This is a genomic window from Nocardiopsis moroccensis, assembly GCF_055763695.1.
Genome location: NZ_CP199747.1, coordinates 4,770,282 through 4,793,418 on the forward strand (window position 1 = coordinate 4,770,282; position 23,137 = coordinate 4,793,418).

The window sequence follows — 23,137 nt, forward strand, 5'->3', positions numbered from 1 at the left end:
AAGACACGAGGATTAGTGCACGACATGTCCCAGCCCCGGCTCCTCGGCGGACGCTACGAACTCGACACAGTGGTCGGGCGCGGCGGCATGGCCGAGGTACACCGCGCACGCGACCTGCGGCTCGACCGTCTCGTCGCGATCAAGACGCTCCGACACGACCTGGCACGCGACCATATCTTCCAGGCGCGTTTCCGCAGGGAGGCGCAGTCGGCGGCCTCCCTCAACCACCCGGCGATCATCGCGGTCTACGACACCGGCGAGGACATGGTCGAGGGGGTGTCCCTGCCGTACATCGTCATGGAGTACGTGGACGGTCGCACGCTCAAGGAGCTCCTCGACGACGACCGCAAGCTGCTGCCGGAGCGTTCGGCGGAGCTGGTGGACGGCATCCTGAAGGCTCTCGAGTACAGCCATGACAACGGGATCGTGCACCGGGACATCAAGCCCGCGAACGTCATGCTGACCCGGGGCGCCGACGTCAAGGTGATGGACTTCGGTATCGCCCGGTCGATGGACGACAACCAGGCGACGATGACCCAGACCTCCCAGGTCATCGGTACCGCGCAGTACCTCTCCCCGGAACAGGCGCGCGGTGAGCGCGTGGATCCGCGCAGCGACATCTACTCCACCGGCTGTGTGCTCTACGAGCTGCTCACCGGGCGCCCGCCGTTCACCGGCGACTCCCCCGTGTCGATCGCCTACCAGCACGTCCGGGAGGACCCGGTCCCGCCGTCCGAGGTGGACCCGCAGGTCCCGGACTGGCTGGAGGACGTCACCCTCCGGGCGATGACCAAGGACCGCGAGGAGCGGTACCAGAACGCCGCGGAGATGCGCGCCGACATCCAGCGTGGCCTGGCCGGGATGCCCACCCAGGCGGGCACCATGGCGATGGCCGCTGCGGGCGCGACCACCACGCTGCCGCCCGCGGACGAGGGCCGGTACGACGACTACGACGATTACGACGACGACTACCGGGACGACCGGAGGGGCGGCGGGGGCAAGACCGCCCTGTGGGTGCTCCTGGCGCTCGGCGTGATCGGCTCCATCGCCCTGGTCTTCTTCATCATCAACGGCGGGTTCGGCGAAGCCGAACCGGAGACGATGGCGATCCCCGACCTCGCGGGCAGTTCGCTCGCGGAGGCGGAGGCCGTGCTCATCGAGGACGGCTTCGAGAACTACCGCAACGAGGAACGGGCCAGCGAGGACGTGGAGGAGGGGACGGTCATCGAGACCGACCCCGAGGCCGGCTCCGAGATCGAGGCCACCGACCAGATCGTCATCTACGTCTCCTCCGGCCCCGGGGCGATGGAGATCCCCGCGGTGGAGGGGCAGAACGAGTCCGAGGCGATGTCCACGCTGACCAACGCCGGGTTCGAGAACGTCACCACCGAACGCAGGGCGAACGACAGCATCGCGGAGAACAGCGCCGTCGGCACGGACCCCTCCGCGGGCAACGAGGTCGACCCCTCCGAGGAGATCACGCTGATCATCTCCTCCGGCCCCGACCAGGTGGGGGTCCCGGACCTGCAGGGAATGACGCGTGAACAGGCCCAGTCCGCGCTGGACCAGGCGGGGCTGACCGCCCAGTTCCAGGAGCAGGAGACCGCTGACGCCGCCGAGGGCACCGTGATCGGCCAGTCCCCGGCCGCCGGGCAGAACGTCAACCCCGACACCACGGTGACCGTGACGATCGCGGTGGCTCCGGTCGAGGAGCCCGAGGAGCCCGAGGAGCCGACCGACCCGGAGGAGCCGGAGGAGCCGACCGACCCGGAGCAGCCGGAGATCCCGCTGCCGCCGGGAGGCGACGACTTCATCTTCTCCAGGCCCTGATCCGACCAGCGGAAAGCGACGGAGGCGGGGGTGCTCGGCGGAGCGCCCCCGCCTCCGGGCTTTTCGTTGGAGGGCAGGCGTCCCCGAAGCCGTTGGGCTTTTGGAACCTCCCTCCGGTGACGAAGACCCCACCCTGGGCGTAGACTGTGGTTTCATTCCGAACCGCCCCACCTCATGGAGCAGCGACCGTGCCCAAGTCCCGCAGCGATCGCAAGAAGAAGGCTGTCTACACCCCGCCTCCTTCCAAAGAGAAGCCGAAGGTCAGTCCGCGTTGGCTGGTGCCGACGATGCTGGGCTTCTTCATCGTGGGCATTCTCTGGATCGCGGTCTACTACATCGCGGGTTCCTACGTGCCCTACATGCAGGACTGGCACAACTGGAACCTGCTGATCGGCTTCAGTGGGATCATCGTGGCCGTCGTCCTGTCCACGCGCTGGCACTGACCGGTTTCTCCCTCCCCCGGGCGCGACGCCCCCTGTCGCACGCGGGGTCCGACAACGGCGTCAACGTCCCCTCATGAGCGTTCGACCAGCCTTGATCAGGTTTTCCACAGGGTTATCCACAGGCTGTGGGTAGCTCTGTTCGCGTATCCGAAACGGTTCCCGGGTCTGCGGTCCGGACATGCGGAAGGCCCCCGGAGACTCTCCGGGGGCCTTCCGCATGCTTCTGCGAGCCGTTCAGGGGCCGGGCGCCGGCGGGCTGGCTCCCTCAGGCGGGCGTGGCCAGAGACCACAGCGTCGGGGCCAGGAACACCAGGACCACCAGCAGTCCGACGAACAGGGCCACCATGAGCGTGTGCACGAGAGTGCGCCTGGCCGCCTGCTCCGAGCCGGTCGGCAGGTAGGCGAACACCGCGCCGACGGCCAGCCCCGCGACCAGACCGCCGATGTGGGCGGTCCAGGAGATCCCGGGGACCAGGAAGGTGATGCCCAGGTTGAGCACCAACAGGACCAGGATCATCCGCATGTCCAGCCGGAGGCGCTGACCGATCACGAACACCGCCCCGAAGAGGGCGAAGATCGCCCCGGAGGCCCCCACCGAGAGCTGGGCCGGGGCGAAGAGCAGGCTCATGACCGAGCCGGACAGGGCCCCCACGACCCACAGCGCCAGGAAACGGCCGTGTCCGAGCCAGCGTTCCAACTGCTGTCCCAGGAGGTACATCGCGTACCCGTTGAACAGCAGGTGGAGGACCCCGCCGTGCAGGAAGGCCGCGGTGATCAGCCGGTACCACTCGTTCTGCACGAGGGCGGCGAACCCGTGCATGCCGAACACGGCCACCAGGGACGAGCGGCCGGCCTGGCCGACGGGGTCCGATGTGCCCAGCTGGAGTAGGAAACCCACCGCCATCATGCCCAGGATGGTCCAGGTCACGTACGGCTTCCGGACGACCCTGCCCCCGAAGGTGGTCCGTGCGGACCGCACCTTGCGGTTCCCCTCCGCCACGCACTCGGGGCACTGGAACCCGACCGAAGCCTCGACCATGCAGTCGGGGCAGATCGGGCGTGCGCACCGGGTGCAGCTGACCCCGGTCTCGCGTCCGGTGTGCCGGTAACAGGTACGCGGCGCTCCCGGCTCGGATCCGGGGCCGGACGGTGATCCGGGCGGAGGGGGAGATGCGGTCATCGGCGGGTCGTCACTCCTTGGGTCTCACCACTGGCATGTCCGCCCTAGCGGTCGATCTCGATGCTGTTGATCACCACGTCCTCGTGGGGACGGTCCTGCGCGTCGGTCGCGACCTTGGTGATCGCGGTGACGACGTCACTGCCCTCGACGACCTCGCCGAAGATGGTGTGGCGGCCGTCGAGCCAGTACGGCTCACCGACGGTGATGAAGAACTGCGAGCCGTTCGTGCCCGGACCGGCGTTCGCCATGGCCAGCAGGAACGGGCGGTCGAAGCGCAGGCTCGGGTGGATCTCGTCGTCGAAGGTGTAGCCGGGGCCGCCGCGACCGGTGCCCAGCGGGTCCCCGCCCTGGACCATGAAGCCGTCGATGACACGGTGGAAGATCGTGCCCTCGTAAAGGCTGCTGTTGGACGGCTTGCCCGTGGTGGGGTCCATCCACTGCTTGGAGCCGTCGGCCAGCCCGATGAAGTTGGCGACCGTCTCGGGCGCCTGCTCCTCGAAGAGCTTGACAACGATGATTCCCTTGGAGGTGTTCAGCCGCGCGGTGGGCTGCCCCTTGGAGTCCGACACCTCAGTGCCTTTCGGTCGAGTGAGATTACGTGCTCACGTTACCCCTCCGTCCACCGCGTTTTGCCTGAACCCGACCTCCGGCAGAGGGTATCCGCCGCCGGGTCGGCTTCGGGGCCTCCCCGAAGTCACCTGAGGACTGCCAGTGTCGAAACGTAGATCACAGACGCAGAGGACGTAAGTTGAGATAACACCCGGATCACGGGGAAGGACGACGAGAAGCCGCCCATCGTGGCCGTTACGTCTTGGCCACCGGGTGGTGGGACCGTACGAACCGGTGAACGATCGAAGGAGCTGACGACGTGCCTATCACTGCCAAGCGTCGCAAGGCACAGAAGGAGGCGGAGGCGACCCTCGCCCGCCTGCAGGACCTTGCCAAGGAACAGGCCGACCGGATCGGCCCGTACGCCGACCAGGCACGGGACCAGGCAGCCATCAAGCTCCTCCAGGCTCGTGGTTGGACCGCCCCCCGTCTGGAGACCGCGGCACTGCGGTTCGAGGACACCGTGGCGCCCCGGGTGGCGGAGATGCTGACCACCGCCGCGCAGAGGATCGACCCGAACCCGGGCCGCCGGGGCCTGCGGCTGTTCCGCGGCGGGAACCGCCGTATCCCCCGCGGGGCCCTGATCGGCGGTGCCGCCGTGATCGGCGGTGTGGTCGTGTACTCACTCATCCGCATGCGCCAGGCCTCCCAGGACGCCGAGTGGCAGGAACACCTGGACCAGGCCCGCGAGCAGGTTCGCGAGACCCGCGAGAACCTGGAGGAGAAGGCCTCGGACGTCGCTGACAGCGCGGCCGAGACCGCCAAGGCCACCAAGTCCAAGGCGAAGGAGACGGCGCGTGCCGCCACGGGTAAGGGCAGCGCGCAGGAAGACGGGCGCTCCGGACGCTGAGGTCACCCTCCCGGTGCGGGCACACCCTCTCCGGGAGGGCCCCGCCGGGCCGGGTGGACCGACCGCCCGGCCCCGCCACCCGTCTCCCGATCCCGCCGGCGGGCAGGAACAGCTGCCCTGCTGGTTATCCCTGCCCGTTGTCCTTGATGATGCGGTAGACCAGCGGGTACTTCCAGTTCCGGCCCGTCATGCTGACGATGGTCGCGATGATCGGCATGACGAACCATCCGACGACGATGCCGAGCAGGGCGAGGATCGGAACGAGCAACCAGAAGAGCAGTCCGCTCACGATCGCGCCGATGAAGCAGAAGAGCTGGAAGTTGAGCGCCTCCATGGCCTGCCGCCGCAGGTAGGGCGACAGGTCCCCGCTGACGATCAGTAGGAGCAGCGGGGTGAGGAAGGGCATGTAGTACACGGAGAGATGCCCCGCCGCGGCGGCCACCTTCTCCACGGGGTTGTCCGTGGTCGGCCCCGCTGAGCCCTTTCCGTCGCCCTTGGTCCGGCCCCCGTTCTGGTGGGACACGCTCGGGGTGTGCCCGGTCCCCCCGGGGGAGACCTGGACTCCGAGGTCCTCGGTGAGGGGGACGAGCTCGGAACTGACCTTGGCCCTCATGGCCTGGTCGAGACGTTCCTCGAACTCGTCCTCGTCCAACTGTCCCTGCGAGTAGGCCTCACGGAGCACGTCGCCCACCGCGTCCCTGTCCGCGTGGGTGAGCCGGAGCTGTGTTCGGGGGACGGGGCTCTGATCCCACGGGTACCGCTTCTGCGGATTCTGAGGGTTCTGCACGGCCATCCCCACTCCCAACGCGCTTTGCCGGGCGCGGCCGTACGAGGATGACCACGCCCTCCTCTCATGATGAGGCACAACGGCGTGTGCGGATATGGGGGGCGTCCCTGATCCTCCCCTGACCCGACCCTCCCCCCGAAGGAGGAGGGCGGCATCGACTTTGGTCGGGACGCGCTGTGCCCTCCCGCGCCGTCACGGCCTTAACGGCCTGACGTGAACATCCTCGTATCCGGCCCCCAGCCGCCCGGGCTCCCCTCCCTGGCGGCCGCCCTGTCACTGACGGGCGACGACAGGCACCCCGGACCGTACCGGCTCCTCCTGGGCGTGCTCCTCCTCATAGTGTCGTTCGGCGCTGGTGAGCAGTTCGTACCAGCTGGTGACGTCCTTGCGCCGGCGCAGCAGGGCGCGACGCTCCCGTTCGGTCATGCCTCCCCAGACACCGAACTCGATCCGGCTGTCCAGCGCCTCCGCGAGGCACTGGGTACGGACCGGGCAGCCCCTGCAGATCAGCTTGGCTCGGTTCTGCGCGGCGCCCTGTACGAACAGGGCGTCGGGGTCGATTTCGCGGCACTTGGCACGAGCCGCCATCTTCTCGTTCCACATGTTGCCCCACTCCCAAGATCAGCATGTGTGGTGATCGGAACCCACCGGTCGGCGCGGCCGTCGGTGGACGAGGGACAGCTGGCCGATGCGAGGACGGTGCACGAAGCCGGGCGGGGGGCCGCGCGGCTCGCCTTCGGGGGTCGATCGTTTCGGCGCGCTGTGTTCCTCGTTGTCGTTGGTGTCGAAACTACGGATCGTCCGAGTTCACCAACAGGCCCCAAGAGGCCTATTTCTCATATGGCCCAGTAGGACCATTGCTTCCTGGGGAAGTGTCATCATACACACACGGAGAGTCACTGCATGTGATACAGGCACCTCCTGGCAATCACAATGAAAGGTCAGTCTCAGACCATTCCCTGGAAACCGTGATGACCTGCGACTTCACGTCATCCCATGAGCGACTGACCCCACGGCGACAGGCTCGATCGGGCTGGGGGGCCTGCGACCGAACCCACCCGATCGGGCTATGCGGACCCCCCGGTCGGACACACTGGGCAACACCACAGATCACCCATTTCCCACCCACACGGTCAGAAACAGAACTACCGTTTAGTAACCTAAGAAAATTTTCCCGATTCGACCAGGATGATCCTTATGAACCTGGTCAAATAGCCCAACTTATGGATTTCCACACGAATACTTCATAGGTCGTGATTCCAGACGCATGTGCCCCGAGGATCCGACGGGGTGGGCGGGGGCGGGGAGCACTGGGGTGTCCCAGGGCTGCTCGGGTGGGGAACGGGGGGCGGGCCGCGCCGCGAGGGGCCCGGACGGAGGGTGGCGCTTCCGCCGGAGCACAGGCCGCACCAGGAAGGCCGGCGACGCCGCGAGGGCCAACCACGCAGAGGGCTGGTCGCGCCAGGAAGGCCGGTGTCACCCCCTCCGGGGCCCTGGGCCCTCTGGCGGCTTCCGGGCGCTGTCCGGGCACCTCACGGCCGGGCAGAGACCCGGATGCTGCTCCGCTGCTCCGCTGCTCCGCTGAAAGGTCGTGGAGGTTGGGGGAGACCGGAGAGGAGGTGGCCCAGGGCCGAGCGCCCCGAGTACGTACCGGAAGCTGGAAACACGGAACGGGGACCCCCGAAGGAGTCCCCGAACGCTACGTCTGATCTGCTGTTTTCCTGTGTGGAGCCAAGGGGAGTCGAACCCCTGACCTCCGGTATGCAAAACCGGCGCTCTGCCAGCTGAGCTATGGCCCCGTGGACCCGGGTCTGAGCCCGGTTCACTTGCAGAGCATACCCGCATCGGAAGCGGTCCCGGTCACGGAGCCAGAAGAACCCGGGGTCCGGGGGTTGACCAGGGACCGGACACAGCACAAAGCCGTGGGTCGCACCACGGGATTGTCGGCCCACCCACGTCTTCGTGTCACTCTGAAACGGACACTCGGTGACACACGCAGGTGTACACCGTCGACCCGTTCATGGAAACCTCCCGGCCCCCTGACGGCGGCCGAATGGACCCGCTGATCAGCTCTCGCTGGCCGCGGTGGCTTCCGTCCACAGGTCGAGCTCGGCACGGTCCGCCTGGATCTTGCGGTAGACGGCGAAAGCCCCGAGGGCCACCAGCGCCAGAACGATGATCTTCTTCACTGTCCGGACCCTTTCTCTGTTGGAAAACCGGTCGTACACACGGGCACCCGCCCTGGGGCGAGGGCTCCGCGGGCAACTTTATGAGGTTGTCACCTAGCAGACTAGCAAGCCACCGCGGGCGGTCCCTGCCACAGAGGACCGATTCGCACCGGCTTCTTCCTCCGTTCCGCCCCGAGACGGCCCCAGACGGTCAGGTCAACAGCGCCATCCGGCGCAGAATCTCCACTGTGGCCTGCTCAGACGCTGCGATCCGGGTGAGGTTCTCCCACACCCGACGACAGGAGCGAACGGATTCCTCGGCCTCGGCGATTCTGCCCCCGGAAGTAGCCTCGACGTAGGCGAGGTCGGCCTCGTCCTCCTCGAACTCCAGGATCGAGAAGGGACCCGCCAGGCCCGCGTGCGGACCGGCTGAGGTCGGCAGAAGCTGGACCGTCACACGCTCGGTGCCGGTGGCCAGCTCCACGAGCCTGGTGGCCTGCCCCCGCAGCAGCCCCAGATCGGCTGAGACGCGTTGGAGGGCGTCCTCCTCCACGACCGCGTGGTAGCGGACCGAGGAGCCGGGATCGAGGAGCTCCTGGCGTTTCAGGTAGGCGGCGACCATACGCTCGACGGCGTCCTCCCCGTAGCCGAGAGAACGCGCCAGGGTTGCGGTGTAGTCGGGTGTCTGGAGGAGGTCGGGCACGAGAATGCCTGCGTAGGTCCGCAGGGACACCGCTCCGGCCTCGTTTCCCACGTAGGCGGAGGAGAGGACGTCCTCGTACTCGGTCCACCAAGGCCTCAGCCTTGATTCGCGGACAAGCGTCAAAATGGCCTCGCGCTGTCCTCCCGTGACCCCGTACAGCCGCAGCAGCGCGGAGATCTCCATCACCGAGGGCCACTTGCGGATACCGGTCTCGATGTGGCCGAGTTTGGCCGGAGACCACTCCAGTTCCTCCGCCACGTCGTTGAGGGTCATACCCGCCTGCACACGGCGGCGGCGAAGTTCGGCGGACAGTCGCCGCCGACGGACCGTGGGGCTGGTCATAACACTGATCCAATGACGCAGAGTGTCGAGGGTGTGCCACCAGCGAAACACGACATCTAGCATCTAGCAATGAGTTTCTAGAAAAGAGCGGCCGTTTCGATGCATTAGAGGCCGGACCGCAGGCACGCCCCCCACAGCAAAAGCATCACTTTTGTTACGTTAGGTAACTGAAGTTGTGTACCAGGACAAGAGTTGTGCACCAGGAAGCCACAGGAAAGGGAGAGGGCGACATCTTTCTCTCCGGCTCCACCGCTCACATCAGGACTGGGGCCCCTCGTGTCATGTCGGGCCTTGGTGGATTCGTGGAGGAGTGGGCTCATGGACGAGTGGGCGGGGTGGATTGGTGGACTCGTGAGTCGCCGGGCTGACTGGCCGGCGGGTCTGCTGCCGAGATCGCTACGAGGGATCCAGGGCTTCGGGATTCCGGTACTCCGTGTCGCCTATGTCTCAGCCCGGCGTCCGGGGGGAGAAAGCGCGTACGATGCTTGAGGTGCCCGTTCCGGCGGGCGTGCCCGCACACATAGAGGAACTCCATGAGCTACCCGCTTGACGACGCCGAGCAGCTGATCGCGAACGCGGAGGCCCAGATGCCCCCGAGCACCCGATCACGCCTCATCGCGAAACTCCGTATGGGTAAGCACATCGACGACGCAGCGGGAGAGCTGGACATCAGCCCCAAGCAGGTCTTCTCGACCGCACGCGTCCTCAAGCCCTTCGGTGAGCAGCTCGACGCGACCCTCACCGAGCAGCGAGACCCGTCCCTGCCCCACGGCAGCGTCACCGGGTACAACAAACGCTGCCGGTGCCCGGAGTGCAGGAGTGCCCTCCAACAGCGTGTCTGAGGAGCCCAGAACACCTCTGGGGAGCCCAGAACACCTCTGGCCAGACCTCCCGATGCCGGTGTTCTGAGCTCCTTGTTCTGCCCCCTGTCCTGTTCCGGACACCCTCTCCACCTGCGTCTACACGCTGTTAACCCAGACTTCTCGAATGAATAAGGCCCTCGGAGGCTTATCGGGCCGAGAGTTTGGGGAAACCGCTGAACATGAACGAGCACGTGGACTGGTCGGCGATGAGCGAGGACGACTTCGTTGCGCTGTTGAGGCAGCTCATCGAAATCCCGGAAGCTGACGAGGACTAGCGAGAACCCGCTCCGGCGGCTTCCGCCCTCCGGAGTGGAACCGCACTACGGAGATGCCCCCGATCCCTCCGACCACCGCTGTCCTTACCCCTACTCCTGGAGACGGTCCTGGCGAACGAGCTCGGACGGCTACAGGGAGGCGAGATCCAGGGGGCATGCCTGAGGAGGGCAGCTGCGAGAGGCCGTTCCGGAGGCACTACCGCGCCAGCGCCAACCACACGGTAGGGCGCCGCTCCAAGACCGCATGAGGGGGTACTGGAGGTACACCATCGGTGGCCGGCGCTCGGCCTCCGCCAGGTGTGCTCACACCACCAGGGGTGCGCCAACAGGCCGATACCTCGGTCAACGTGCCGTACCTGGACACGATCGCTTTCATCCTCGGCATCACCCGCGAGGAAATCGAAGCCGCCGACCTCCACGCCTGACCCCCCACCAACCCCCTCACGCCCTGGGGGTTGCCGCGCTTGTCAGGCTCCCGGCCCCCAAGGGGTTGTGAACCCGAACCATCCGCTGTTTGAAGCCGCACCCGCGCAGACCCCCTCAGCCCCAGGGGGTCACAGAACGTGCACCTGGTTTACCCTCCCCCGGTGGTGGGGGTTGGCCGGAGCGCGGTGGGCGGCGCCCGGACACAGGGGGTTTCGCCAGACGTGGGGACACGCATCTCTGGAACACATCAGTGGTCCAGGGGGGTTGGCGAGCTACGGGCCTCGCCCTTTTCCAGATCCAGTCGTAGAAAGATCAAGCACGTCCCGCGAGGTGCGTAGCGGCCTCCGAGTACGCCCTACACCAGCCCCCACAGGGCTCAGCCGGACGAACACCGGGCCCAGACCACCCCAGGGGGGTGCCTTGAACCCCGACCACAGACCGATGGAAGGCACCACCCGCGCAGACCCCCGCACCCCCACCACGGTGATCTTGCTACCAGAAGCAACCTCGGCGCCGACATTGCTCCTGGTAGCAAGATCACCGCAAAAAAGAGGAGCCGAACCCACCCACCCGGAAAAACCCCTCCAAGCCACCCCCGGGAGGGCCGGCACCCCGACCCTGGGGGCCTGCACCCCAGCCCCCAGGGGGCGGGCCCCGGGAGGGCGGGCACCCCCCGGGGGGCCGGCACCCCAGCCAACAACCCCGCTTTTCACATGTTCACAAACCACCACAAAAAAAGAAGAGAGAGAAGCCCGCACCAGCGAACCCCTCCCCCTTCTTCTCAAGAAAAACCGTGGCAGCGACCTACTCTCCCACCCCACCACAGGGCAGTACCATCAGCGCAAGGAGACTTAACGACCGGGTTCGGAATGAGACCGAGTGTGACCCTCCTGCTACAACCACCACGGAAACCAACAACCACCCCGCAAGCTCAACCCCACCCAAAACAGGGGAACCCACACGGCGGAAAACCGTGAACATAGTGTGCGCGAACATCCAATTATCTGCAGCGGACAAGCCCTCGGCCTATTAGTACCGGTCAGCTCCACCCCTCACAAGGCTTCCACACCCGGCCTATCAACCCTGTCGTCTACAGGGAGCCTTACCCTCTCCAGGAGGCAGGAGACCTCATCTCGAAGCAAGCTTCCCGCTTAGATGCTTTCAGCGGTTATCTCTCCCGAACGTAGCCAACCAGCCATGCCCTTGGCAGGACAACTGGCACACCAGAGGTTCGTCCGTCCCGGTCCTCTCGTACTAGGGACAGCCCTTCTCAAGTCTCCAACGCGCACAGCGGATAGGGACCGAACTGTCTCACGACGTTCTAAACCCAGCTCGCGTGCCGCTTTAATGGGCGAACAGCCCAACCCTTGGGACCAACTCCAGCCCCAGGATGCGACGAGCCGACATCGAGGTGCCAAACCATCCCGTCGATATGGACTCTTGGGGAAGATCAGCCTGTTATCCCCGGGGTACCTTTTAGCCGTTGAGCGACACCGCTTCCACACGCCGGTGCCGGATCACTAGTCCCAGCTTTCGCTCCTGCTCGACACGTCCGTCTCACAGTCAAGCTCCCTTGTGCACTTACACTCAACACCTGATTACCAACCAGGCTGAGGGAACCTTTGGGCGCCTCCGTTACTCTTTGGGAGGCAACCGCCCCAGTTAAACTACCCACCAGACACTGTCCCCGAACCGGATCACGGTCCAAAGTTAGATGCCCGAAACAGTCAGAGTGGTATTTCACCAACGCCTCCACCGCCACTAGCGTGACGACTTCACCGGCTCCCACCTATCCTACACAAACCATCCCAAACACCAATGTCAAGCTATAGTGAAGGTCCCGGGGTCTTTCCGTCCTGCTGCGCGAAACGAGCATCTTTACTCGTAGTGCAATTTCACCGGGCCCATGGTTGAGACAGTGGGGAAGTCGTTACGCCATTCGTGCAGGTCGGAACTTACCCGACAAGGAATTTCGCTACCTTAGGATGGTTATAGTTACCACCGCCGTTTACTGGCGCTTAGATTCCTAGCTTCGCCGGGGCGAACCCCAACTAACCAGTCCTCTTAACGTTCCAGCACCGGGCAGGCGTCAGTCCGTATACAGCGTCTTACGACTTCGCACGGACCTGTGTTTTTAATAAACAGTCGCTTCCCCCCGCTATCTGCGACCCCACCCAGCTCAGGCCGTAAAGACCGTCACCAGACAGGGCTCCCCTTCTCCCAAAGTTACGGGGACAATTTGCCGAGTTCCTTAACCATGGTTCACCCGAACGCCTCGGTATTCTCTACCTGACCACCTGCGTCGGTTTAGGGTACTGGCCACACACGAACTCGCTAGAGGCTTTTCTCGACAGCATGGGATCACTCACTTCACCAAAAACGGCTCGGCATCACGTCTCAGCCTCAACGAGAGGCGGATTTACCTACCCCTCGGCCTACACGCTTACCCCCGGACAACCACCGCCGGGTAGAGCTACCCTCCTGCGTCACCCCATCACTTACCTACTACAAGCTCGGGTCCCAGACCAGATACAAACAATCTCCCGAAGGATTTTGAAAGATCCGGCGTGGTTAGCATCACCTGATTCAGTATTGGACGCTCATGCACGGGTACGGGAATATCAACCCGTTATCCATCGACTACGCCTGTCGGCCTCGCCTTAGGTCCAGACTCACCCTGGGCGGATTAACCTGCCCCAGGAACCCTTAGTCAATCGGCGGCAACGTTTCTCACGTTGCTTTCGCTACTCATGCCTGCATTCTCACTCGCACACCCTCCACCACACGATCACTCGGCAGCTTCACTGGATGCACGACGCTCCCCTACCAACCCAGCCCTCAACGGGCTGAACTTCACAGCTTCGGCGGTGTACTTAAGCCCCGCTACATTATCGGCGCAGAACCACTTGACCAGTGAGCTATTACGCACTCTTTAAAGGATGGCTGCTTCTAAGCCAACCTCCTGGTTGTCTGGGCAACTCCACAACCTTTCCCACTTAGCACACGCTTAGGGGCCTTAGCTGATGATCTGGGCTGTTTCCCTCTCGACTACGAAGCTTATCCCCCGCAGTCTCACTGCCACGCTTCACTTCACCGGCATTCGGAGTTTGTCTGACGTCAGTAACCTTGTCGGGCCCATCAGCCAAACAGTAGCTCTACCTCCAGCAAGAAACACGTGACGCTGCACCTAAATGCATTTCGGGGAGAACCAGCTATCACGGAGTTTGATTGGCCTTTCACCCCTACCCACACCTCATCCCCCAGATTTTCAACTCTGGTGGGTTCGGGCCTCCACGAGGTCTTACCCCCGCTTCACCCTGGACATGGGTAGATCACTCCGCTTCGGGTCCACAGCATGCGACTCAACCGCCCTATTCAGACTCGGTTTCCCTACGGCTACCCCACCCGGGTTAACCTTGCCACACACCATGACTCGCAGGCTCATTCTTCAAAAGGCACGCCATCACCAGGAACAAGTCCCAGCTCTGACGGCTTGACAGCACACGGTTTCAGGTACTATTTCACGACCCCTCACCGGGGCACTTTTCACCTTTCCCTCACGGTACTAGTGCACTATCGGTCATCAGGACGTATTTTGGCTTAGCAGGTGGTCCTGCCAGATTCACACGGAATTTCTCGGGCTCCGCGCTACTCGGGAACACACCAACACCTAGACTCTTCCTTCACCTACGGGACTCTCACCCACTCCGGTACCGCTTCCCAACGGATTCAGCTAGAAGAACCATCAGCGCTCCAGGCCGACAGACCTGGAAAGATGCACCCCACAACCCCGCACACGCAACGACTGCCGTCTATCACACGCATACGGTTTAGCCTCTTCCCCGTTCGCTCACCACTACTAGGAGAATCACTGTTGTTTACTCTTCCTACGGGTACTGAGATGTTTCACTTCCCCGCGTCACCACCAACTACCCTATACATTCAGGTAGCGGCAACCCGACACAACTCGGGCTAGGTTTCCCCATTCGGACACCCGCGGATCAAAGCTCGGTTGACAGCTCCCCGCGGCCTATCGTGGCCTCCCACGTCCTTCATCGGCGCCTGATGCCAAGGCATCCACCGTGTGCCACTATCACTTGGCCACTACAGATAATAAGATGCTCGCGCACACTATTCACAAGTCAAAACACCCACCACAAACCCCGATACCTCAACACCAGCACCAGCTGGGAGTTCTCAGGGGTGGTCCAGGGGAACCAACCAGACCACCCGCCCCCACCCATGGTGAAGGCCGATGGCCACGATTGCTTCCTCAGATACCCAACAGCGCGCCCCCCGGTGCTTCTAGTCACCAGAGGTATGAGTCCGATTCTCTTCAGCCACTCCCGAACACCTGCCGGCCATCAAGACCAGCACGCTCGGGTCCACTTTCGAGTCCGACCAACGATAGGAAAAAGTTGGCCTTCAAAAGACTCCTTAGAAAGGAGGTGATCCAGCCGCACCTTCCGGTACGGCTACCTTGTTACGACTTCGTCCCAATCGCCAGCCCCACCTTCACTCATTCCCTCCCCGAAGGGTTAGGCCACAAGTTTCGGGTGTTGCCGACTTTCATGACGTGACGGGCGGTGTGTACAAGGCCCGGGAACGTATTCACCGCGGCGTTGCTGATCCGCGATTACTAGCGACTCCACCTTCATGGGGTCGAGTTGCAGACCCCAATCCGAACTGAGACCGGCTTTAAGGGATTCGCTCCACCTTACGGTATCGCACGCCCATTGTACCGGCCATTGTAGCATGTTTGCAGCCCAAGACATAAGGGGCATGATGACTTGACGTCGTCCCCACCTTCCTCCGAGTTGACCCCGGCAGTCTCCCATGAGTCCCCACCATTACGTGCTGGCAACATGGAACAAGGGTTGCGCTCGTTGCGGGACTTAACCCAACATCTCACGACACGAGCTGACGACAGCCATGCACCACCTGTCACCCACCAACTAAATGACCCTGTATCTCTACAGGTCCACGGGTGATGTCAAACCTTGGTAAGGTTCTTCGCGTTGCGTCGAATTAAGCAACATGCTCCGCCGCTTGTGCGGGCCCCCGTCAATTCCTTTGAGTTTTAGCCTTGCGGCCGTACTCCCCAGGCGGGGCGCTTAATGCGTTAGCTACGGCGCGGAAACCGTGGAAAGTCCCCACACCTAGCGCCCAACGTTTACGGCATGGACTACCAGGGTATCTAATCCTGTTCGCTCCCCATGCTTTCGCTCCTCAGCGTCAGGTAAGGCCCAGAGACCCGCCTTCGCCACCGGTGTTCCTCCTGATATCTGCGCATTTCACCGCTACACCAGGAATTCCAGTCTCCCCTACCTACCTCTAGCATGCCCGTATCCACTGCAGAACCGGGGTTAAGCCCCGGTCTTTCACAGCAGACGCGACACGCCGCCTACGAGCTCTTTACGCCCAATAATTCCGGACAACGCTCGGACCCTACGTATTACCGCGGCTGCTGGCACGTAGTTAGCCGGTCCTTATTCCCCACCTACCGTCAACCCCGAGAGAACCCGGGGCCTGCGTTGGTGGTAAAAGAGGTTTACAACCCGAAGGCCGTCATCCCCCACGCGGCGTCGCTGCATCAGGCTTTCGCCCATTGTGCAATATTCCCCACTGCTGCCTCCCGCAGGAGTCTGGGCCGTGTCTCAGTCCCAGTGTGGCCGGTCGCCCTCTCAGGCCGGCTACCCGTAATCGCCTTGGTAGGCCTTTACCCCACCAACAAGCTGATAGGCCGCGAGCCCATCCCTGACCGATAAAACTTTCCACACACCACCAGGAGATGGTGTGTCATATCCGGTATTAGACGGCGTTTCCACCGCTTATCCCGGAGTCAGGGGCAGGTTGCTCACGTGTTACTCACCCGTTCGCCGCTCGTGTACCCTGAAGGGCCTTACCGCTCGACTTGCATGTGTTAAGCACGCCGCCAGCGTTCGTCCTGAGCCAGGATCAAACTCTCCATAAAGGTCCTACAACCCTACCCGGCGACCCGAGGGTCTGCCTGGGACGGGTAAACCTAGAAGAAATCCTGACCAACCAACTCGCGTTGGTTAATCAAAGGAACCCTACGCACCGTGGTGCGTCGGGGCCAAAACAAACATGGCTTAAAGAAAATCAAACACGCGCTGTTGAGTTCTCAAGAAACAATCGCTTTTCCCGTACAAGCTCCGGAACGTGTGTTCCGGTTGCTCTTCCGTGGAAGGCTTTTTCGCGGTCCGGCCGCCGTTGCGGCTTTCTCGCTGTGTTGTGTCTTTACTTTATCAGGTGTTCCGCGCCCCGCCAAATCGGCGGTTTGTGTCTTTCCTGATCGGGGTAAAGCCCGTGTGCTCCGTTTGCCTTTGCGTTTCCGCCGTGTTGGCTTCCACCGGGCTTTTGAAGCGACTCTCCGAAGTTTACATGCCCCGAGCAGCGCTCGAACCACCGTGTTTCGAAAAGAGGTGTCTGTGATCGCGGTCCGGTTCCGAGCTGGTAGCCGAAGTGGCTCCGCCCGCCGTCCCGCGGCGACCTGGAGAACATTACCCGTGGCCCCCACTCCAAGCAAACCGAAACGCCTGTGTCCCCGGTCACTGCAGGATCGGCGGGCCCCGGGCCGAGGTGCCGGGCCGCACCCGTGCGCCGGCCTCTGTCAGGACGCAGCGCCTCCACGCCTCCACGCCTCCACGCACACGCGTGCGCGCGCGTTCCCCCTTTCCCGGACCGAGCCCCGGGCCCCGCCGGCCACGACCACTCACCGCAATGAGGAAATCGGGGAAGGAAACCGCTCACCCCGATGACAAAGGAGAACACCTTCCGGGATCACGTTCTCCCCCAATACGCAACCGACCCGGAACAGCATCGTCGGCAACGAATGGTTCGTCTCCGCTGGCACTGCGCCACCTTGTTGACATCATCGCACGTCAGAGACCTGGAACTCGCATGCAAGATCATTCTCGGAAAGAACGGGGAAGATACAAAAGTTTCCTTAACACCCTTGAAATCCGACCGGCTCCGATACATGATGTGCAGCGTTACTGGAACCGATTCTGGTCCGGTGCCACCCCGCTACACGGGGAAATCAGACCAGGCCGCGTGCCGGATGTTCGGGGGGACGGCGGGCGCAGCGCGGCCATGCACCCAGGGAAGGACTCGCATGGACACCACATCCCCCGACACGGCCGAGGGTTCCGTCGACGCCGCGGAGACACCCGAGAGCCACACCAGCTGGAAGCGCTTCGCCCTGTTCTCCGTCCCGGCGACAGCAGCGGTCGGCGGCATCCTGTTCGCCATGGCCTCGGGAGCGCTCGCTGCCTCCTTCACCGTCTCCGGCCAGGAGTTCAAGATCTCCGCCGACGAACTCCAGGGTGAGGGGTTCGTGCAGTACGGCTGGGTCAACGAGACCATCCGCGGCGAGGCCGTACCGACCGCTGTCGCCGGTATCCGCGAGGCCGAGCTCAACAACCTGTGCCAGTCGGTACTCACCGAGATGCCGATCATCGGGCAGGTCTCGCTCCAGCTGACCGCCGGAACCGGGGACACCCCCGTCCAGGCGAGCAACCTGATCATCGACATGGAGCAGATGGACGGCAACGCCGAGTTCAACAACATGGAGATCGGCCGGGACGCCTCCACCCTGGACAAGGGCCCGGAGGCCGCGAAGGGCTTCAACGACCTCTTCGGCATGCAGTCCGACACGATCTACGTCGAGGACCTCGAACAGACCGCCATCTCCGCCACCGCCGGGACCTTCCGGCTGGCTGACCTGAGCCTCGGCATCAGCAGCGGGAGCAACGAGTGCTTCTGAGGTCCTTCCGGAGCCTGTGGACCGCCTGGCGCAACTGGTCCAGGCGGCGACCCTTCGCGGGAGGGCTCCTGATGATCCTCGCCGGGATCGAGATGGGCGCGCTCGTGGCGATGCCGGTGGAACTGATGATCCACACCGGTGTCGCCGGGGTGTCCTCCCTGGTGTTCAGCGGCATGCTGATCGTCCTCGGATCGGTCACCTGGTTCACCCCGAACCAGCACGTCATCACCGGTTCACTGGCCGGATTCCTCGGGTTGGGCGCACTCATCCTGTCCAACCTCGGCGGCCTGGTGATCGGCACCCTCCTGGCGTTGGTCGGCGGCGGCCTGGCCTTTTCCTGGCGGCCCGTCGCACGCCCGCCCCGGAAACGGCGGTTCGGGCGGAAGGGAACCCGGAGAAGGGAGCGCGGGGGAGCGCCGTCGGAGGGCGCAGCCGAAACGGCGCCACTCCCGGCCTCCACCACGGCCGAAGACTGACCGCTCCCTGTTTCCGGGTGCTTCGGGGCTATTGATCCTCCGGAGGCGCGCGGGGCACAGCACCCCGCCTCGTGCGTCTCCGGTTGTCCTCCGGCAAGTGACATCTACCTACGTCGGCGCGAACAACACCCCCAGTTGCCGCCGGACGCCCGCAGTGTGCCGTCCGGCCGTCACACACAAGGAGTACTCATGTCGGTTCCGCAACCGAGATCCCGCAACCGCTCCTGCCTCGCCATCGCCGGTGCCGGGGCACTCGTCCTGGCCTGGGGCGGTCCCGCCATCGCCGCCCAGGCGAACCCGACCACCGTCGAGCCCGCCGGCGCCGCCTTCTCCGCGTCCATGACCGGAACGGCGACCTTCTCCGCCGGTTCCACCATCGTCACCTGCGAGGTCTCCACCACCGAGCCCGGCGGCGGGAACAACCTCGTCCCGGACGCCCCGGACAACCACAACCCCGACGGCCCGGTCTCGGGGACCATCCAGGCCCCGAACTTCGACAACTGCGACACGAACATGGCCTTCGTGGGCGCGGACGTGACCGTGAACGACGCGGTGTGGGAGATGTCGATGCAGGCCGGATCGCCCTCCACCGGAACGATGCTGGTTCCGGCCGGAGGCATCGTGGTCACCACCAGCGGCCTGGCTTCGTGCACCGCCACGGTCAGCCCCGAGGCCGAAGCCGCCATCAGCGGTACCTGGACCAACGGCGACCCGGCCTCCACGCTGGCCTTCGACACCTCGGCCCCGGTCGTGGTCGAGGGCGGTTTCGGGTGCCCGACCAACGCTACGGAGTCGGACTTCACCGCCACCTACGAGGTGACCAACGCCGACGACCCGTCCGCACCGATCACCGTTTCCTGAGGAACCGGATTCCGGGGCCACTGACGTGAGTCCGTGACCCCCGGAACCGGTCACCTGGAACCCCGGCTCCTCGGCCTCGTGCCGAGGGGCCGGGGGACCGGCGCAGCGTCAGCTGTCGTCGTCCATGTCCTCGTCCATGGACTCCTCGTCACCCATGCCGTCGTCCATGGGCTCGTCCTCCATCTCCTCGTCCATGGAGTCCTCGCCCTCCCCGTCCTCCATGGAGTCCTCGTTCTCCATCTCCTCGTCCTCCATCTCCTCGTCCTCCATCTCCTCGCTCTCCACGGCGGGGGCGTCGGAGGAGGTGTTCTCACAGGCCGCCATGGTCAGGGCAGCGGTGAAACTGATGGCCCCGGCGATGAGGAGGCGGCGCACAGTGCTGGTGGCGGAAGCGGTCATCATCTCTCCTGCTGTTCGGTTCTCGTACCTTCGTGCCGGCCCCGGGCCGGCACTCCCCGCGCCTGGTGCGCGGGAGCTCTGTGGGGACGCCCTCATTCGACGGTGACCCGGACGGTGTGGTGGCCGGTCGCCCCGTCGGGGGCCGGGGGAGCGGGGTCGGCGGTCTGGGTCCTGTCCCGCCGGTCGGTCGCACGCACAGTGAGCTCATGCTCCCCCGGTGCGGCGGCCCAGTCGAAGACCCACTGGCGCCAGGTGTCGGCGGTGTCCTCCTCCGCCAGGCTCGCCCGCTGCCACTCTCCGCCGTCCACCCGGACCTCGACCTCGTCGATTCCGGTGTGCTGCGCCCAGGCCACCCCCGCGACGGTCACCGTCCCGGCCCCGACGGTGGAGGCCGCACGAGGCGTGTCGATGCGCGACTGCGTCTTCACCGGACCCAGCGCGGACCAACCGCGCGGTACCCAGTAGGCGTCGAAAGCGTCGAACGTGGTCAGTTCGATCTCGACGATCCACTTGCACGCCGACACGTAGCCGTAGAGGCCCGGGACCACCATGCGGGCGGGGAACCCGTGCTCGTAGGGGAGTGGGCGTCCGTTCATGCCGACGGCGATGAGCGCGTCCCGGCCGTCCATCACGTCGGCGACGGGCGTTCCGATGGTCATCCCGTCCTGTGAGCGCGACACCAGTTGGTCCGCGCGCCCGCCGTCCCGGGGGGAACGCACACCGGCCTCCGCCAGCAGGGCTGCCAGGGGGACCCCGATCCACCGGGCGTTGCCCACGTAGTCCCCGCCGACCGGGTTCGAGACGCAGGCCAGGGTGATGTCGCGTTCGGTGAGGTCGTTCCGGGCGAGCAGGTCGGCGAAGGTGTACACGCGCTCTCTGGCGCCCAGACCGTGGATCCGCAGTTCCCAGGCGGCGGCGTCCACCCGGGGGACCGACAGGGCGGTGTCGATCCGGTAGAAGTCCGAGTTGGGGGTCAGGAAGGGGGCGAGTCCGTCGATCTCCAGGTCCGCGCCGTCCGGGACGGGTGCCGCCGGGAACGCCGGTCGTGGCAGTAGGACGTCTGGTCTGGACAGCTCCGCACCGGAGCCGGCGAATGCCCGGGCCGCGGTTCCCGCACCCGTCGAGGCGGCAGCGACGGCACCCGCGACGAGGGCGAACCGTCGGCGGTCGAAACCCTGAGGGGGTGGTCCGTCCCCGGTCGGCTCCGCCGGGCCGGTTCCGGCGATCCGGAGGAGCCAGAGCAGGACGGCGGCGCAGGTGAGGGCGCCCGCGAGGGTCGGGAGCGCGTCGAACACCCCGCTGTCGGGCCGGGTGAGCGCGGCGGCCAGGCCCAGGACCGCGAACACCGCGATGCCCGCATATCCGATCCGGCGCCGCCTCCCGGACCAGGCGCCCAGAACGGCCGCGAAAGCGACGAGGATGACGCCCATACCGACGAACAGGGCGATCTTGTCCGCGGTGCCGAAGGTGTCGACGGCGAACTGCTTCAGCGGTTGCGGCGTCAGGTCGACGGCCGCGTCACCGACGGCCAGGACCGGGGTCGCCCCCGGACGGGAGATGAGGGCGCCCACGACCTCGGCGACGGCGAGTGCGGCCCCGGTAGCGACGAGACCGGCGATCGCTCCCGGGACCGGGCCCGCGGTGCGGTTGGTGTCGAACATGCCCCTGGTTCGGAGCCGTCGGTGCGGAGGAGACGTACCATATGATCACGAAAAGGTAACCATCCCTCTCCGGAGGCGTCTCCTCCGGGCGCCTGGCACCGAATGCCGGGTGACGGCTCTGGGAGGAAGATGGCAGTGGAACAGGTGAGTGGTATCAGGACGGGTGCCAGAGGGCCCGGCCGCGGATCCGCCCTGTCGGACGAGGACCTGGCGTCCTTGATGCGGCAGACGGCCCTCGGCGACTTCGCCGCGTTCGAGCGTGTGTACCGGGAGCTGAGCGGCCCGGTGTTCGGGGTGGTCCGCAGGGTGCTCCTGGACGAGGCACAGTCCGAGGAGGTGGCCCAGGAGGTCTTCCTCGACGTGTGGCGGAACTGCGGGCGTTTCGCTCCGGAACGGGGCACCGCGCGTTCCTGGGTGCTGGTCATCGCCCACCGCAAGGCGGTCGACCGCGTGCGGTCGGAGGAGTCGGCGACCGCGCGGGTGGCCGCGGCGGGTCGGCTGGAACCGGAGACGACACCCGCCGACGGTGTCGAGAGGCACGTGGAGAACACCCTCGAACGGGAGAAGGTCCGGCGCTGTCTGCGCCGGCTCACGCAGTTGCAGAAGGACGTGGTCCGCCTCACCTACTACACGGGGCACACGCAGCGGGAGGCGGCCGAGCTCCTCAAAGTGCCCCTGACCACCGTGAAGGGCCGTCTGCGGGACGGCCTGATCCGGCTTCGGGACTGCTTGGGGGTGATCACGTGAGCGACATGCGAGCGCACGGTCTGATCGCGGGTTACGCGGTCGACGCGCTGGAGCCCGAGGAGCGGGCCGAGGCCGAACGCCACCTCGCCGCCTGTGACGAGTGCCGCCGCGACCTGGAGGAGTTCCGCGAGACCCTGGTCCGCATGGCCTACGCGGAGTCGGAGGAGCCCTCGGCCGAACTATGGGCGCGGATCAGCGCGTCCGCCCGGCGGACCAGGCAGAAGCCCCCGCCCACCGCTCCCGAAGGGGCCGTTCCGGGGCCGGGCCGCTGGTGGTACGGGCGGTTCCCCTGGTTGGTGGCCGCCGCGTGCGCTTTGGTGGCGGTGGTGCTCGGCGCCGCACTGGTGGCGGTCGACCGCCACCGGGACGACGTGAGCCGGCACACCGCCGAGGTCGAGGCCCTCCTCGCCGCACCGGACACGCACATGCACGAGGGCTCCCTGGGGGACGGGGCGAGGGCGACGGCCTTCACGTCCTACGAGATGGATGCTCTGATGCTGGTGGTGGAGGGGCTGCCCGACACCCCGCCCGGGATGGCCTACCAGGTCTGGTACGTGGATGAGGACGGCATGCGTTCCGCGGGGATGCTGGAGCCCTCTCCGGACGGCCGGTACTCGGCGATGTCCCACGACATGGGCGAACCCGTCCAGGTGGGTGTCACCTTGGAGCCCGAGGGCGGCATGCCCGAACCCAGTAAGCCGCCGATGAAACTCGACCTGTAGTGACAA

19 protein-coding genes, 1 tRNA gene and 3 rRNA genes are annotated in these 23,137 nt (G+C 65.3%); 11 read left to right on the plus strand and 12 right to left on the minus strand.

What is annotated here, in order from left to right; all coding sequences use genetic code 11:
* Window positions 1–24: 24 nt before the first annotated feature.
* Window positions 25–1,830: a Stk1 family PASTA domain-containing Ser/Thr kinase gene (gene pknB / locus ACUKCB_RS21080; RefSeq protein ID WP_473037324.1), complete on the plus strand. Its 1,806-nt coding sequence runs from the start codon at window positions 25–27 to the stop codon at window positions 1,828–1,830.
* A 188-nt stretch (window positions 1,831–2,018) separates the two neighbouring features.
* Window positions 2,019–2,273, plus strand: a complete 255-nt coding sequence (locus ACUKCB_RS21085) for a cell division protein CrgA (protein ID WP_473037325.1) — start codon at window positions 2,019–2,021, stop codon at window positions 2,271–2,273.
* A gap of 265 nt (window positions 2,274–2,538) precedes the next feature.
* On the opposite strand, the gene ACUKCB_RS21090 is transcribed toward ACUKCB_RS21085, so the two are convergent.
* Window positions 2,539–3,201, minus strand: coding sequence for a rhomboid family intramembrane serine protease (locus ACUKCB_RS21090; RefSeq protein WP_473037326.1), 663 nt, complete (start codon window positions 3,199–3,201; stop codon window positions 2,539–2,541).
* Here ACUKCB_RS21090 and ACUKCB_RS21095 point away from each other — a divergent pair.
* A complete protein-coding gene (locus ACUKCB_RS21095) occupies window positions 3,188–3,382 on the plus strand; it encodes a hypothetical protein (RefSeq protein ID WP_473037327.1) in 195 nt (64 codons plus the stop codon). The two genes, ACUKCB_RS21090 and ACUKCB_RS21095, sit on opposite strands and share 14 nt — an antisense overlap.
* A 115-nt stretch (window positions 3,383–3,497) precedes the next feature.
* Here the strand turns inward: ACUKCB_RS21095 and ACUKCB_RS21100 are convergent, their stop codons facing one another.
* Window positions 3,498–4,022 (minus strand): peptidylprolyl isomerase, encoded by a 525-nt coding sequence (locus ACUKCB_RS21100; RefSeq protein ID WP_473037328.1) that lies wholly within the window; start codon window positions 4,020–4,022, stop codon window positions 3,498–3,500.
* Window positions 4,023–4,321: 299 nt separating this feature from the next.
* Here ACUKCB_RS21100 and ACUKCB_RS21105 point away from each other — a divergent pair, with 299 nt between their 5' ends.
* A complete protein-coding gene (locus tag ACUKCB_RS21105; RefSeq protein WP_473037329.1) occupies window positions 4,322–4,912 on the plus strand; it encodes a hypothetical protein in 591 nt (196 codons plus the stop codon).
* A 124-nt stretch (window positions 4,913–5,036) separates the two neighbouring features.
* On the opposite strand, the gene ACUKCB_RS21110 is transcribed toward ACUKCB_RS21105, so the two are convergent.
* The 5 genes from ACUKCB_RS21110 to ACUKCB_RS21130 form a co-directional block, all read right to left on the minus strand.
* Entirely contained in the window at window positions 5,037–5,705 is a 669-nt protein-coding gene (locus ACUKCB_RS21110) for a DUF1707 and DUF4870 domain-containing protein (protein WP_473037330.1), read from the minus strand.
* Window positions 5,706–5,972: 267 nt separating this feature from the next.
* On the minus strand, window positions 5,973–6,302 hold the full coding sequence (locus ACUKCB_RS21115) for a WhiB family transcriptional regulator (protein ID WP_191276119.1): 330 nt from the start codon (window positions 6,300–6,302) through the stop codon (window positions 5,973–5,975).
* 1,123 nt (window positions 6,303–7,425) lie between these two features.
* Window positions 7,426–7,498, minus strand: a tRNA-Ala gene (locus tag ACUKCB_RS21120).
* Window positions 7,499–7,765: 267 nt separating this feature from the next.
* A complete protein-coding gene (locus tag ACUKCB_RS21125) occupies window positions 7,766–7,888 on the minus strand; it encodes a DLW-39 family protein (RefSeq protein WP_014912962.1) in 123 nt (40 codons plus the stop codon).
* A gap of 190 nt (window positions 7,889–8,078) precedes the next feature.
* Complete coding sequence (locus tag ACUKCB_RS21130; protein ID WP_473037331.1) at window positions 8,079–8,912, minus strand: helix-turn-helix domain-containing protein; 834 nt, start codon at window positions 8,910–8,912, stop codon at window positions 8,079–8,081.
* Between the two features lie 533 nt (window positions 8,913–9,445).
* Between ACUKCB_RS21130 and ACUKCB_RS21135 the strand changes: the two genes are divergently transcribed.
* A complete protein-coding gene (locus ACUKCB_RS21135) occupies window positions 9,446–9,754 on the plus strand; it encodes a hypothetical protein (protein ID WP_473037332.1) in 309 nt (102 codons plus the stop codon).
* A 595-nt stretch (window positions 9,755–10,349) separates the two neighbouring features.
* A complete protein-coding gene (locus ACUKCB_RS21140; protein WP_473041167.1) occupies window positions 10,350–10,475 on the plus strand; it encodes a hypothetical protein in 126 nt (41 codons plus the stop codon).
* Window positions 10,476–11,267: 792 nt separating this feature from the next.
* On the opposite strand, the gene rrf is transcribed toward ACUKCB_RS21140, so the two are convergent.
* From rrf to ACUKCB_RS21155, 3 genes are all read right to left on the minus strand, one after another.
* Window positions 11,268–11,383: ribosomal RNA gene (gene rrf, locus ACUKCB_RS21145) — 5S ribosomal RNA — on the minus strand.
* A gap of 101 nt (window positions 11,384–11,484) precedes the next feature.
* Window positions 11,485–14,580 (minus strand): 23S ribosomal RNA (locus ACUKCB_RS21150).
* A 337-nt stretch (window positions 14,581–14,917) separates the two neighbouring features.
* A 16S ribosomal RNA gene (locus ACUKCB_RS21155) occupies window positions 14,918–16,450 on the minus strand.
* The 16S, 23S and 5S rRNA genes sit together here, the layout of an rRNA operon.
* Window positions 16,451–17,614: 1,164 nt before the next feature.
* Here ACUKCB_RS21155 and ACUKCB_RS21160 point away from each other — a divergent pair.
* The 3 genes from ACUKCB_RS21160 to ACUKCB_RS21170 all read left to right on the plus strand — a co-directional run bounded on the left by ACUKCB_RS21160 (window position 17,615) and on the right by ACUKCB_RS21170 (window position 19,602).
* Entirely contained in the window at window positions 17,615–18,265 is a 651-nt protein-coding gene (locus tag ACUKCB_RS21160) for a DUF6230 family protein (protein ID WP_473037333.1), read from the plus strand.
* On the plus strand, window positions 18,256–18,741 hold the full coding sequence (locus tag ACUKCB_RS21165) for a DUF6114 domain-containing protein (protein WP_473037334.1): 486 nt from the start codon (window positions 18,256–18,258) through the stop codon (window positions 18,739–18,741). The genes ACUKCB_RS21160 and ACUKCB_RS21165 overlap by 10 nt, the downstream gene beginning before the upstream one ends.
* Window positions 18,742–18,930: 189 nt before the next feature.
* Window positions 18,931–19,602, plus strand: a complete 672-nt coding sequence (locus ACUKCB_RS21170) for a hypothetical protein (protein ID WP_473037335.1) — start codon at window positions 18,931–18,933, stop codon at window positions 19,600–19,602.
* Window positions 19,603–19,710: 108 nt separating this feature from the next.
* Here the strand turns inward: ACUKCB_RS21170 and ACUKCB_RS21175 are convergent, their stop codons facing one another.
* Both ACUKCB_RS21175 and ACUKCB_RS21180 read right to left on the minus strand, forming a co-directional pair.
* Window positions 19,711–20,001 (minus strand): hypothetical protein, encoded by a 291-nt coding sequence (locus tag ACUKCB_RS21175; RefSeq protein ID WP_473037337.1) that lies wholly within the window; start codon window positions 19,999–20,001, stop codon window positions 19,711–19,713.
* Window positions 20,002–20,093: 92 nt separating this feature from the next.
* Window positions 20,094–21,662 (minus strand): molybdopterin-dependent oxidoreductase, encoded by a 1,569-nt coding sequence (locus ACUKCB_RS21180; protein WP_473037339.1) that lies wholly within the window; start codon window positions 21,660–21,662, stop codon window positions 20,094–20,096.
* A gap of 129 nt (window positions 21,663–21,791) precedes the next feature.
* Between ACUKCB_RS21180 and sigK the strand changes: the two genes are divergently transcribed.
* Both sigK and ACUKCB_RS21190 read left to right on the plus strand, forming a co-directional pair.
* Complete coding sequence (sigK, locus tag ACUKCB_RS21185) at window positions 21,792–22,409, plus strand: ECF RNA polymerase sigma factor SigK (RefSeq protein ID WP_473037340.1); 618 nt, start codon at window positions 21,792–21,794, stop codon at window positions 22,407–22,409.
* 5 nt (window positions 22,410–22,414) lie between these two features.
* A complete protein-coding gene (locus ACUKCB_RS21190) occupies window positions 22,415–23,131 on the plus strand; it encodes an anti-sigma factor (protein WP_473041087.1) in 717 nt (238 codons plus the stop codon).
* Window positions 23,132–23,137: the final 6 nt, after the last annotated feature.

Bases quoted from the DNA above. Each gene is read 5' to 3' on its own strand.
- pknB (WP_473037324.1), top strand. From the start codon at position 25: ATGTCCCAGCCCCGGCTCCTCGGCGGACGCTACGAACTCGACACAGTG.
- ACUKCB_RS21095 (WP_473037327.1), top strand. From the start codon at position 3,188: ATGGTCCAGGTCACGTACGGCTTCCGGACGACCCTGCCCCCGAAGGTG.
- ACUKCB_RS21110 (WP_473037330.1), bottom strand. From the start codon at position 5,705: ATGGCCGTGCAGAACCCTCAGAATCCGCAGAAGCGGTACCCGTGGGAT.
- ACUKCB_RS21115 (WP_191276119.1), bottom strand. From the start codon at position 6,302: ATGTGGAACGAGAAGATGGCGGCTCGTGCCAAGTGCCGCGAAATCGAC.
- ACUKCB_RS21130 (WP_473037331.1), bottom strand. From the start codon at position 8,912: ATGACCAGCCCCACGGTCCGTCGGCGGCGACTGTCCGCCGAACTTCGC.
- ACUKCB_RS21135 (WP_473037332.1), top strand. From the start codon at position 9,446: ATGAGCTACCCGCTTGACGACGCCGAGCAGCTGATCGCGAACGCGGAG.
- ACUKCB_RS21160 (WP_473037333.1), top strand. From the start codon at position 17,615: ATGGACACCACATCCCCCGACACGGCCGAGGGTTCCGTCGACGCCGCG.
- ACUKCB_RS21170 (WP_473037335.1), top strand. From the start codon at position 18,931: ATGTCGGTTCCGCAACCGAGATCCCGCAACCGCTCCTGCCTCGCCATC.
- ACUKCB_RS21175 (WP_473037337.1), bottom strand. From the start codon at position 20,001: ATGACCGCTTCCGCCACCAGCACTGTGCGCCGCCTCCTCATCGCCGGG.
- ACUKCB_RS21180 (WP_473037339.1), bottom strand. From the start codon at position 21,662: ATGTTCGACACCAACCGCACCGCGGGCCCGGTCCCGGGAGCGATCGCC.
- sigK (WP_473037340.1), top strand. From the start codon at position 21,792: ATGGCAGTGGAACAGGTGAGTGGTATCAGGACGGGTGCCAGAGGGCCC.
- ACUKCB_RS21190 (WP_473041087.1), top strand. From the start codon at position 22,415: ATGCGAGCGCACGGTCTGATCGCGGGTTACGCGGTCGACGCGCTGGAG.